Below are 11,984 nucleotides of genomic sequence, written 5' to 3'. Positions count from 1 at the left end.
CGCGCTGTTCGACGCGCGGCAAGTGCCCAGTTGTCCGCTTTCGCAAAGCCATAGACTATGGCGAGCGAAAGTGGTCTTTACCTGCCCGGCGCGGTGACATCGCAGTCGCCGCCGTGGGCACCGCTGACGGTGTTTTTCAGCGTAAGCACGAGTCTGCTACCCCTGTTTGCCGTCATGATCTGACCATAGCTAACCGTGGGAATGAACTGGATATCCGGTGCCACCGCCACCGGGGGATTTCTCGCTCCGTCGACGGTCAGGTCGAGTTCCACGGTGATAGAGTCGATTGCAGCGCCCAGATCCTGCTTCCGGCCGGCCTGATCTTTGCGGAAATTGCACAGGCCCTGGAGAACCTGCTCGAGGGCAGTCGGGATATCGACCGGCTTGCCCGGTGCGATCGGAGGCGTGTTACAGCCGACGATCATGAACGGCAAGGTGCAAAGCGCTACGTATCGGCAGGCTCGCATCAGCTTCCCCGCTTGATCTGGTGGACGTGGTGTCTGCCATCCCCTGCTGTCGCTGGTTCAGTGCCCAGCTGGCGCACGCGAATGCAAACGCTCAATACTTGATATTCCTGGCCGCCTGACGGCCGTTCTGCTTGGTTTGCCGCTTGTCCTGCCGGCATTGCGAATTGCTCTTCTGGTCCGTGGCCCGGCACTCCTGCTTCGTGTGGCGGGAACCCTGGCGTGTCTCCTGGCGAACGTCACGTCCGGCGCGACGCTGCTGAGCCTGTTCGGTTGCCCAGGAGCTTCCCGCGCAAGCCATCACGAACACAGCCGTGACCGCGACCGCGAACTCCCGGCTCCATGAAAACATGGCGACCTCCCTGACAGGTTGAATATGAGTATTCCGGCTTTGTACAAGGGTGCCACGCGTGGCTGTCGCGTCAATCGGACCAAGGTCTTAGGGCCTTCGCGTCGTGCGCGATCCACATGCGGCGCGCTTCGTTTTCCCAGGCGGGTCCGAACAGCCGCCGTGCTTCCGGTTCGATGAACATGAAAACGAGGATGTTGCGGTCCGCTCAACGAAGCGGTATCCCACGCGGCCGCGAACGGCGGTCCATTCAGAATGACCGTGAACCAGCCGTAGCCAGCGATTCAGCGAACGCTCACTCGTCCGCCAAAAAATTCGGATGACTTGTGCGGATCTGATCGATCTGACTCAGCGTCCCCGACAGATGCTTGCGTAGCGCTGCCTGCGCCGCCTCGACATCGCCTTTGTCGATCGCATCGACGATCTCGGTGTGATCGCGCACGACCGCTATCGTCTTGCCCTCCACCGGCAGATTCAGGCGCCGCAGCCGGTCGATATGGCCGCTCAACCTACGCACCAGATCCCATAGCTGCGGCACGCCGGCCGCCTCGTACATCTGCCGATGAAACGCCTGATCGAGCAGCGAGAACTGCTCGTAGTTCTTCAGGTCGAGCACTTCCGTTTGCCGCGCGATCGTCAGGCGCAGTTCAGCGATCAGCGTGGCGTCGCGCTGCTGCGCGAGCGTGCGCACCACTTCGAGTTCAATCGAGCGGCGCAGGAAATGCGCCTGCAGTGCGGACGTCACGTTGATCTGACTGACGACCGTCGCGTGCTGCGGATAGATGTCGACGAGACCTTCCTCGCCGAGCTTCATCAGCGCGTCGCGCACGGGCGTCTGGCTGAGCCCGTAGCGGTTCGCCAGCTCGGTGCGCGACAGCACCGTACCCGGCGTGAGTTCGAGGGAAAGGATCATTTCGCGCAGTCGTTCGAATACTTGCGGCGCGGCGTGGCGGGAGCGGTCGAGCCGGGTTACCGTCGACGAATGAGCGTGGTTTTTCATGGCAGAAACTGAAGCATGGAAGCAGGCGTGACCCGGCATGGCGGTCCGCTGAGGCACTAGTACTATAGCCGACGCACGCCCTTGCCAGCGGGCTTGCGAGCGGAATTCCGCGAACAGTGCACATGGGTACTTACCCCAGTAACGCACTAATACATTAGTGCTTTACCATCCGTCCCATCAAACTCCTCTTATGCCGATTGCCATCATGACTCGCGACATCACCATCACGCAGGTGCGCATCACCCCGATCGCCTTCCGCGACGGCCCGCTGCTCAACGCCGCCGGAATCCACGAACCTTGGGCACTGCGCGCCATCGTCGAACTGGAGACGAGCGACGGCCGCGTCGGCATCTCCGAGACCTATGGCGACGAACCGATGCTGCGCGTGCTCGAACAGGCGAAGTCGCTGGTGACCGGCCTGTCGCCGTTCGACCTCAATCGGATGGAAGAGCGCGTGCGAGCGTCGATCAAGGCGAGCCCGGGCGCGGTCGAATTCGAACTCGCGCCGGGCTCGCACTCGGCGAAGAACGCGCCGAAGGTCATCAGCACGCTCGAAGTCGCGATGCTCGATCTGCAAGGGCAGATCGTCGGCGCGCCGGTCGTCGACCTGCTCGGCGGCAAGGTGCGCGACGCCGTGCCCTACAGCGCCTATCTGTTCTTCAAATACGCCGAGCACGTCGACAAGCCCTATGCACCCGATGCCTGGGGCGAAGGTCTGAGCCCCGAGCAGATCGTCGCGCAGGCGCGGCGAATGATCGAGCTGTATGGCTTCCAGAGCATCAAGCTGAAGGGCGGCGTGTTCGAACCGGCACACGAAATCGCGTGCATGCGCGCGCTGCATCGGGCGTTCCCCGGCGTGCCGCTGCGCCTCGACCCGAACGCCAACTGGACGCTCGAAACGAGCATCGCCGCCGCCCCTGAACTCGACGAGCTGCTCGAGTACTACGAAGACCCGTGCCCGGGTCTCGAAGGGATGGCCGAACTGGCGAAGCACACGCGCCTGCCGCTCGCGACCAACATGGTCATCACGACGATGGATGATTTCCGGCGCGGCGCCGAGATGGGTTCGGTCAAGGTCCTGCTGTCGGATCACCACTACTGGGGCGGCCTGCGCGCGACGCAGACGCTCGCGCGCATGTGCAAGCTGTGGGATCTCGGCATGTCGATGCACTCGAACTCGCACCTCGGCATCAGCCTGATGGCGATGACGCACGTCGCGGCAAGCATCCCCAACCTGACCTATGCGTGCGACACGCATTATCCGTGGCAGGAGGAAGAAGTCATCAAGGGCGGCCGCGTGGAGTTCGACAACGGCTCGGTGCGCGTGCCCACCACGCCGGGCCTCGGCGTCGAGCTCGACCGCGAGCGGCTCGCCGAACTGCATGCGCAGTATCTGTCGTGCGGCGTGCGCAATCGCGATGACCTCTCGCAGATGCGCAAGTACGAGCCGGGCTTCACCGGCAAGAATCCGCGCTTTTAGCTCCCGCTTCCAATCCGCGCCTACGAGCCCTGCGACGCGCAACGCGCGTCGCCATCGAAGGAGACAACTCCCATGAGTAGCCCGATTGCCGACACGGCGCGGCCCGCGCTCGCCGGCGCGCTGGCGAGCGCGGTGCGCAAGATCAAATGGCGCGTGCTGCCGCTGTTCGTCGTGATGTTCATCGTCAACTACATCGACCGCGTGAACATCGGCTTCGTGCGCCAGCATCTGAGCGCCGATCTGGGCATCGGGGCGGCGGCCTATGGGCTCGGCGCGGGGCTCTTTTTCATCAGCTACGCGATCTTCGAAGTGCCGTCGAACATCCTGCTGCAGCGCTACGGCGCGAAGCTGTGGCTCGCGCGCATCATGCTCACGTGGGGGCTGGCCGCGGCCGGCATGGCGTTCGTGCGCGGCGAGACGTCGTTCTACGCGATGCGGCTCCTGCTCGGCGCGGCCGAAGCGGGCTTCTTTCCCGGCGTCATCTACTACTTCACGCAATGGCTGCCGAGCAGCGAGCGCGGCAAGGCGATGGCGATCTTCCTGAGCGGCTCGGCGCTCGCGTCGGTGCTGTCCGGGCCGATCTCCGGCGGGCTGATGCTGATCGAAGGCGCGGGGCTGCGCGGCTGGCAGTGGATGTTCATCATCGAAGGCATGTTCTCGGTGGTGCTCGCGGGCTTCATCCTGCTGTGGCTCGACTCGAAGCCGCGCGACGCCGCCTGGCTCACCCGCGCCGAGCAGGACGCCTTGCTCGATGCGGTCGGCGAAGAGCAACGCCAGCGCGCTGCCGCGCACCCGGTCAAGCCATCGATAGGCGCGCTGCTGCGCGATCCGCAAATCCTGATCTTTTGCCTGATCTATTTCGCGGTATCGCTGACCATCTACGGCGCGACCTTCTGGCTGCCCAGCATCATCCGCAAGATGGGCCATTTCAACGATTTCCAGGTCGGCCTGTACAACTCGATTCCGTGGCTGATCTCGATCGCGGCGATGTATCTGTTCGCGATGCTCGCGGCGCGCTTCAAGTTCCAGCAGGCGTGGGTCGCGTGCGCGCTGCTGATCGCCGCGCTCGGCATGTATGCGGCCGGCCAGGGCGGCCCGGTGTTTTCGTTCGTCGCGATCTGCTTTGCGGCGATCGGCTTCAAGGCCGCCTCGTCACTGTTCTGGGTGATCCCGCAGGGTTATCTCGACGCGCGGATTTCCGCCGCGGTGCTGGCGCTGATCAACTCGATCGGCAACCTCGGCGGCTTCGTCGCGCCAGCGGCCTTCGGCTTCCTCGAACAGAAAACCGGCTCGATCGAGGGCGGCCTCACTGGACTCGCGGTGATGTCGGTGGTGGCCGCCGGGGTCGTGTTCTTCTCCCGCATGAGCCCGCGCGAAGGAATGCCCGCCTCCGCGCATTAACTGCATCGAACAACCGTATAGACACTATTTCCAGAAACCTTAGGAGACACGATGAAAACGATAGAAGCCACGACGGCCGTCGCACGCACGGCCGTCGGACGATACCGATGGACCATCTGCGCGATGATCTTCGCCGCGACGACGATCAACTACATGGATCGTCAGATGCTCGGGCTGCTCGCGCCGCTGCTGCAAAAGGATATCGGCTGGAGCCAGGTGCAGTATGCACAGACCGTGATGGTGTTTACGGTCGCCTATGCGGTGGGTCTCGCGATCTTCGGCCGCATCGCGGATCGCGTCAGCACCAAGAAGGTCTACGGCAGCGCGATGGCGCTGTGGAGTCTCGCGGCGATGCTCCACGCGGTGGCATCGACCGTGCCGGGCTTCGCGGCGGTGCGCGGTCTGCTCGGCTTCAGCGAGGCGGCCAATTTTCCGGTTGCGATCCGCACTACCGCCACGTGGTTTCCGAAGAAGGAACGCGCGCTAGCGACGGGCTTCTGGAACATGGGCGCGACGATCGGCGGCATCGTGGCGCCGGCCTTCGTGCCGATCGCTGCCGTGATGTGGGGCTGGCGCGCGACGTTCATCGCGGGCGGCGCGACCGGTTTCATCTGGCTGGCGGTGTGGATGCTCGTTTATCGGCAGCCTTCGGAGCATCCATCGGTGTCGAAGGAAGAACTCGACTACATCAATGCGGATCGCGAGGAAGTTATCGAGCAGAAAGTCGGCTGGTTGTCGGTGCTCAAGTACCGCGAAACGTGGGCGTTTGTCTTCGGCAAGCTGCTGACCGATCCGGTGTGGTGGTTCTATCTGTTCTGGCTGCCCAAGTGGCTCAATGAGTCGCGCCATATCGACATCGGCAACATGGGCCTGCCGCTGATCGCTATCTATACGATGTCATCGGTCGGCAGCGTGGCGGGCGGCTGGCTGTCGTCGCGTTTGATGGCCCGCACCAACAGGCCGAATTTCGCGCGCAAGCTCACGATGCTCATTTGTGCATTGTGCGTGGTGCCGATCGCAACGTTGTCGTATTTCCAGAGCCTGTGGTGGGCGGTCTTCGCCGTTGGTCTCGCGGCAGCGGCGCACCAGGGCTGGTCGGCGAACCTCGTCACGACCGTCGGCGACGTGTTTCCGAAGCGGCTGGTCGGCACGGTGGTCGGTATCGGCGGCGTGGCGGGGATGGTCGGTTCGTTCTTCTTTTCCGGCGTGATCGGCGAGACCTTGCAGCGCACGGGGCAGTATTGGGCGCTCTTTACGGTCGGCGCGTCGGCGTATCTGGTTGCGCTGGGCATCATTCATCTGTTGATGCCGCGGATGACGGCGGTTAAGTTGCGCGATTGAAGTAACGCTGGCGGGTGAAAGGGTGAGGGGACGTGGCACGGATAACTGGCGTCCCCTGCCCTTGCAGGCACGACCCCGCAGGCGCGGGGCCGCTTCTTGTCATTCGTCAGCGTCCGGCCTGGTCAATTCGTCAAGCCTGTTCTTTGTCATTCGGGTCATGCAGTCCCAAAAGTATACAAAGTGCAATGATGCTTGCCCAACCTGATAAACCTCTGAGTAACAATTATTGTCCCTGTAACGTTGCCAGTTCGCTTGCGCCTTTTCGAAAAAAGGAAGTGCCTCAGGTTCTCCGTTTGCTCGATGCTCGCGATCATAGTCTTTCGTTACCTTTTCTATTTCGGCAATCTTCTTGTTCAGGGTCTTAGCTTCCATTTCGTAATCGAATTGCGCACAAGCCGATATATCCGTCGCCCCAAGATATTCCTTCTTGCAATACGACGCAATCTCCGCGGGGCTTTTTCCCGTGAAATATATGCTTGTGGGCTGAGCCTTTTTATAGTCGAAGGCGGACCCGTAGATCGATGTGGATGCATAAGTCAGCTGCGCGGTCAAGCAGAGCAACGCGAATATACTAGTGGCGCGCATCATAAACCCCCGTTACAAACAGTTGCGCTTCCAGGCGACGACGCCACGGCACTCGATGCGCGACGAACGAGCGAATTACATCGCGCATTCTGTCATATTCACCGCGGTTTAGATAATCCGCGAGATACTTGCAGCGAGATTTCGGATACCACGCATCGCCATCACGTGGATACGGCCCCGAGTTATAAAGGATCGACACAAGCGCGTCATACTCGTATTGATAGATTGGCACCCGCACGTCGTTATTTATGGCTTTCTCGATTGGCTGCAAATTTACTTCAAAAAAAGACTGTGCTCGCTCCACGGGTATTACATCGCCAATTCTGAGATTGTCCTGTGGGAGCACTTTATGCCCCAAACCAACTGTCGGAATTCCGTAACCGTCGTCATAGACCTTCACAATAAAGCCGTTTACGACGGGTTTGCCAAGATAGGTTCCATTTACTACGCCACTTTCGAGGACGGCCATAAACTGATACCCGTCTGTCGAAAAACGCCAAGGCTTGCCGAGCCTGTCCGATCGGACTGTTACGCTCGAATTCGGGTCGGTATTTGTTAGTGCTGTGCCAAGCGCATCAGGCATTACGCCCCCTATGACCAAGATAAATGTGAATGGACCGCACGCCGTCTGTCCTATAGCGCCTGGTGCGTCCCTGCGAATCGGTGATACCGTGAACAAGTGCGCCCGATGGAAGCCGGGCCGTGTAATTGGTATCGGCGAGCGCGTTACCGCCTGCATCCTTCAGCGTGAATTGCTGGTCATGGAATAGTCTCGACAGGAGACGTAAACAAAGAGGTAGACGTGTTGGACCGTGCGACGATCCGGTCGGCGGCACCGCTATCGTGGATCATTCATCGACGCCCATGCACTGCAATGATTCGCGGTGGTTCGCTGCATTTGCAGAGAACGATGTCACCGCCCACCGCCTGACGTCGCCCGCCGTTTGCAAGATCAATCATGCGGCGCATGTCGTCCACACCCGCACCACAGGTGATCGGGCCCGTGTTCTTGCACTTTCCGCAATATGCGTGATCGCCGATAAATGCCATGCGGCGTTGTCTACCGCTTTGGTCTGCGATAGTTCCAACCCTCTCGCTTGCAAACACGCGACTACCGTCGCCGCTCGTCAGCGGATCGCCTTCGACCGCTGCGTAATAGACGCTCGGCATCAAGCCTCCCTATGTCCAGGGTACACGGCCAGATTTCGCCCGCCGTCTGTTGCGTATCTGGTTGTACCTCCCGCTTGATCGGTGACGCTATGCTTTAGCTCGCCCGGTCGGAAACGGACCGCATGGAGCGTCTCAAGAAGCGCACGGCCGTTGCCATCGCGAAGCGCGAACCGCTGGTCGAAGTTGCCCGCAATGCTGATCGCTGATGTCGCGTGTGCGACGCTGCTGGCCGACCCGCTACCTATGTCCATCACATTCCGTCGTTCGGGCTTGCGATAACGCCCCCCTGCGACCAACCGATATAACTTGCTATTACGTTGTCGCGTGTCCGGCATTTTGCAGTGTTCCTTAATGAAAAATGCGCCAGTGACGCAAGTCAGGCGCCTATTGAGAATGATGGCAATGATTCCGCCGCATCCGCTTCGATCGTTCGTCAGATTTGTGCGGACCGCAATCAACCAACTCTGAAAATTGATCACAGTCCATGTGCATCAGATAGATTTATCAATAATTGACCTTCAGGCTTGAGATCGACCATCTGCCGAACTCTTGGAGCGCGAGCGCAACGAAGAAGTGTCAGAAGCAACGCGCGAGCATCTGCTGCATACTCTCAACGCGCTATCCCGCATCAGCGAAATCCTCGAACCCTGAGACTTCGCTCGCCCCAACGCCGTCGCCACGAGAACCGTTATGACCATCGATCCCTCCGTCGTCGCCGCATTCACGCCCACGGGCAAGCTGCGCGCGTCGATCAATCTCGGCAATCCAATCCTGGCCAATCGTCACGCCGACTCCGGCGAGCCGTTCGGCGTATCGATCGATCTCGCGCGCGCGTTCGCCGCGAAACTGGGCGTCGAACTGGAGCTGGTGGTCTTCGATACGGCCGGCAAATCGGTGCAGGCCGTCGGCGAGGAGCGCGCGGATTTCGGCTTCTTCGCGATCGATCCGTTGCGCGGCGAGACGATCGCGTTCACGGCGCCGTATGTGTTGATCGAAGGCTTCTACCTGGTGCGCGACGACTCGCCGGTGCGCTCGAATCAGGATGTGGATCAGGCGCACAACCGGGTCGTCGTTGGCCAAGGCAGTGCGTACGATCTGTTTCTGACGCGCGAGCTGAAATCCGCGCAAATCGTGCGCGCGCCGAGCTCGCCGAGCGTCGTGCCGACGTTTATCGAGCAGCATCTGGAAGTGGCGGCAGGCGTGAAGCAGCAACTCGAGGCCGATGCGAAGCAAACTCCCGGTCTGCGGCTGCTAGACGAGCGCTTCATGGTGATCCGGCAGGCGATGGGTGTGCCGAAGAGCCGCGGCGAAGCGGCGGCTCACGCGCTGCGTTCGTTTGTCGAAGAGATGAAGGCCTCGGGTTTTGTGGCGCAATCGCTCGCGCGGCACAAGATCGCGGGAGCGTCGGTTGCGCCTGCGGCGTAGCGGGCCGCTCGAACCCGACACCGCGTAGCTTTCGAAGCTGCTGGCATAGCAGATACGCGGGGCCGCGCGATGCTTCGGCGCGGCCCCGCCACCACCTTCAGCGACGCTCAAACGAGCGTAGTCTGCACATCCACATTACCGCGCAACGCCTTCGAATACGGGCAGGTCAGATGCGCTCGCTCGATCAACCCCTGCGCCACGTCACGCTCGACACCGGGAAGACTGACGAACAGCCGCGCCTGAAGGAAATAGGCGCCATCGGTGGTGCCGAGATCGATCTCCGCATCGACGCTGGTATCGGCCGGCAACGACAGGTGCAACGCGCGCGCCGATCAGCAGGAACCAGACCGGTTCGTCCTTCATGGCGGAATCGCGAGCCCGCGCGGCGACGGTGGCAGCCGGGCCGCGTGTTCATGGTTCGCCTGGTCGCGGCTCAGCTCGCCGGGCGCCTTGCGCGCAGACGACGCCACTGGCAACACCCAACTTCGCGGCGATGGCAAGGCGCTGTACAACCTTGTTCATGAGCGACCCCTCGGTTCGGACCAGCTGGAATGCCCTGTCCGTTCCGTTGCAAGCCGCGTTCCTCGCCTGAGGCGTGAGCGTGCCGACCGCCCTCACACACCGAACGGAAAAGTCTCCGCCGCGTGGTTCTTTTCGTCGGCGGAAACGGGCAGCGCGCTCACCGCGCTCGTGCGATCGAACCACACGAACGCATCGAACTGCTCGGCCAGCGACGCTTCCGCATAATGGCTATACCGCTCGGTCCCGGGACGGTAGATGACGCCGATGAAGCGCTCCAATAGCGGCGCGCGCAGCCGTTCGCGCAGCGTGTCGTGCATGCCGGGCCGCAGGTCGAGCAGGAAGCGCGGGAGACCCGTGCCGTGCATGCTGAATTCGACGCTGCCCTCGAGCGATGGCTGCACGGTTTTGACCTCCATCGGTCCGCCCCAATCGCTCGCCGCGGCGACCGTGCCGCTGTGCGTGCCAAACCCGATCAGCGCCGCGGCGTCGCCGAACTGCGCGCGGCACAGCTGGCCGAGATTGATCTCGTCCTGCATGCGGCCCATCTGCGTGGCGCTCGCGTCGCCGATATGCGAGTTGTGCGCCCACACGACCAGACGCGCCTGCGGCCCGCGGCTGTCGAGCGTATGACGCAGCGTGTCGAACATATGCGTGTCGCGCAGATTCCAGCTTTGCGGCCCGCCGTAGTACATCGCGCGATAGTAGTGCTCGGCGACCGCCACGAGCCGCGCGTTCTGCGCCGCGTCGAGGAAGCGCTCGCCGTCTTCGCGCGCATAGTCGAGCCGGCTTTTTAGCAGATCGCCGAGTTGCGCGACCACGTGTTCTTCGCACTGCGCGTAGCCGCCGCTCAACGCGGCGCGTCCATACACGGCCGGATCTTTCTGCCACGGACTGAGGCACCCATAACGCTCGCGAGCGATGCGCGCCGCGGCAGGGTCGACGCTGTCGAGATAGCGCAATACCGCGTCGATCGATTCGGAAAGGCTGTAGATATCGAGCCCGTAAAAGCGCGTTTCGCGCTCGGGGTGCGCGGCGTTGTGCGAGCGCAGCCACGCGACCAAGCCCATGAAGTCGGTGTTGCGCCACATCCAGGTCGGAAAGCGGCGAAACGGTCGGGACCGCCCGCCGGGCATCGGCCGATCGCGCACATGCCGGTCGACGATCGCGGCGTCGGGCCAGTCGGCCTCGACCGCGATCATCGAAAAGCCGTGCTGCTCGACGAGGCGCCGCGTGATCGCCGCGCGCGCACGGTAGAACTCCGACGTGCCGTGACTGGCCTCGCCGAGCAGCACGACGCGATGCCCGGCGAAGCGGTCGAAAAATGCCGCGAATTCCGCGGAATCGATGTCGGGCAACGGTTCGGCCGCGTCGCGAATCGCGAGTTCGAGCGCGGCCGGCATAGGTGCGGCCGGCGTAGGCGTGAGCGGGATGGGCGTGGATGCGGGCCGCAAATCCGCGCGCGGCGCGCCGCCTGGCTCCGGCCAGCCATCGTCGCCGACGAGCGGCACGAAGCGCACGTCGCCGAACGCATGTTCGTCGTAGTCGTGTTCATCGCGCCGCACGATCTTCACGAGCCGCTGACGGCTCTGACTGCTGCCGACCGGCATCACGAGCCGTCCGCCCACGGCGAGTTGCATGCGCAGCGCTCGCGGCACACGCGGTCCGCCCGCCGCCGCGATGATCGCGTTATAGGGCGCATGCGCGGCAAGACCTGCGGTGCCGTCGCCGACATGCACTTCGACGTTCTCGTAGCCGAGCCGCTGCAAGCGCTCGCGCGCGCCCTCGGCGAGGCTCGGGTCGCGTTCGATGGAATCCACCCGGCCGGCGATCTCCGCGGCGATCGCGGCCGCATAGCCGGAGCCCGTGCCAATGTCGAGCACGCGATCGCCGGGCTGCAACTCGGCGGCCGCGAGCATCTTCGCGACGATGTACGGCTGCGAGATCGACTGCTCGCCGCCGATCGGCAGCGGCGTATCGTCATACGCGAATTCGCGCAGTTCGGATGGTACGAATGCCTCGCGCGGCACGCGCCGCATCGCCTCGATCACGTAGTCGTCGCGCACGCCGCGTTGCACGATCTGCCGTTCGACCATCCATGCGCGCGCTTCGTCGAAATCGCTCATCGCCGCCTCCTCGCGAATGCGCGGCGCGGCGCGCGCCACGCATTGCGACGAGGCCGCGCGCGAGTCCGCTGCTCTTTCACGCTTCAGCAATGAGCATACCGCCGGCAGGTGCTCGTGGCGATGC

11 protein-coding genes and 1 pseudogene are annotated in these 11,984 nt (G+C 62.7%); 4 read left to right on the top strand and 8 right to left on the bottom strand.

The features are described 5' to 3' along the window. Positions 1 to 77 precede the first annotated feature (77 nt). The 3 genes from OKW30_RS03405 to OKW30_RS03395 form a co-directional block, all read right to left on the bottom strand. A complete protein-coding gene (locus tag OKW30_RS03405) occupies positions 78 to 425 on the bottom strand; it encodes a hypothetical protein (RefSeq protein WP_429346099.1) in 348 nt (115 codons plus the stop codon). A gap of 133 nt (positions 426 to 558) precedes the next feature. Next, entirely contained in the window at positions 559 to 816 is a 258-nt protein-coding gene (locus OKW30_RS03400) for a hypothetical protein (protein WP_429290070.1), read from the bottom strand. Positions 817 to 1,108: 292 nt separating this feature from the next. Further along, a complete protein-coding gene (locus OKW30_RS03395) occupies positions 1,109 to 1,813 on the bottom strand; it encodes a GntR family transcriptional regulator (RefSeq protein WP_184068489.1) in 705 nt (234 codons plus the stop codon). 205 nt (positions 1,814 to 2,018) lie between these two features. On the opposite strand from OKW30_RS03395, the gene OKW30_RS03390 reads away from it, so the two are divergent. The 3 genes from OKW30_RS03390 (at position 2,019) to OKW30_RS03380 (ending at position 6,035) form a co-directional block, all read left to right on the top strand. Beyond that, positions 2,019 to 3,293 (top strand): glucarate dehydratase family protein, encoded by a 1,275-nt coding sequence (locus OKW30_RS03390; protein ID WP_184068486.1) that lies wholly within the window; start codon positions 2,019 to 2,021, stop codon positions 3,291 to 3,293. Positions 3,294 to 3,365: 72 nt separating this feature from the next. Continuing rightward, a complete protein-coding gene (locus OKW30_RS03385) occupies positions 3,366 to 4,694 on the top strand; it encodes an MFS transporter (RefSeq protein ID WP_429345958.1) in 1,329 nt (442 codons plus the stop codon). A gap of 51 nt (positions 4,695 to 4,745) precedes the next feature. Further along, entirely contained in the window at positions 4,746 to 6,035 is a 1,290-nt protein-coding gene (locus OKW30_RS03380) for an MFS transporter (protein ID WP_429345957.1), read from the top strand. A gap of 99 nt (positions 6,036 to 6,134) precedes the next feature. Here the strand turns inward: OKW30_RS03380 and OKW30_RS03375 are convergent, their stop codons facing one another. From OKW30_RS03375 to OKW30_RS03365, 3 genes are all read right to left on the bottom strand, one after another. Beyond that, on the bottom strand, positions 6,135 to 6,407 hold the full coding sequence (locus tag OKW30_RS03375; RefSeq protein ID WP_260336484.1) for a lysozyme inhibitor LprI family protein: 273 nt from the start codon (positions 6,405 to 6,407) through the stop codon (positions 6,135 to 6,137). Between the two features lie 199 nt (positions 6,408 to 6,606). Further along, positions 6,607 to 7,203 carry a lysozyme gene (locus tag OKW30_RS03370; protein ID WP_429345956.1) on the bottom strand — a complete coding sequence of 199 codons (597 nt, stop codon included), beginning with the start codon at positions 7,201 to 7,203 and terminating at the stop codon, positions 6,607 to 6,609. 269 nt (positions 7,204 to 7,472) lie between these two features. Beyond that, positions 7,473 to 7,790 (bottom strand): hypothetical protein, encoded by a 318-nt coding sequence (locus OKW30_RS03365; RefSeq protein ID WP_429345955.1) that lies wholly within the window; start codon positions 7,788 to 7,790, stop codon positions 7,473 to 7,475. A gap of 690 nt (positions 7,791 to 8,480) precedes the next feature. Here OKW30_RS03365 and OKW30_RS03360 point away from each other — a divergent pair. Then, entirely contained in the window at positions 8,481 to 9,215 is a 735-nt protein-coding gene (locus OKW30_RS03360) for an ABC transporter substrate-binding protein (protein WP_429345954.1), read from the top strand. A gap of 107 nt (positions 9,216 to 9,322) precedes the next feature. Here the strand turns inward: OKW30_RS03360 and OKW30_RS03355 are convergent. Beyond that, positions 9,323 to 9,547: pseudogene (locus OKW30_RS03355) on the bottom strand (peroxiredoxin); the annotation flags it as partial. A 282-nt stretch (positions 9,548 to 9,829) separates the two neighbouring features. Next, positions 9,830 to 11,860 (bottom strand): protein-L-isoaspartate(D-aspartate) O-methyltransferase, encoded by a 2,031-nt coding sequence (locus OKW30_RS03350; protein WP_429345953.1) that lies wholly within the window; start codon positions 11,858 to 11,860, stop codon positions 9,830 to 9,832. Between the last annotated feature and the right edge of the window lie 124 nt (positions 11,861 to 11,984).

This window comes from Paraburkholderia sp. Clong3 (assembly GCF_050436485.1).
Classification (GTDB): domain Bacteria; phylum Pseudomonadota; class Gammaproteobacteria; order Burkholderiales; family Burkholderiaceae; genus Paraburkholderia; species Paraburkholderia tuberum.
Note: the sequence above shows the minus strand (reverse complement) of the source record. Positions and strands in the feature narration are given on the sequence as shown.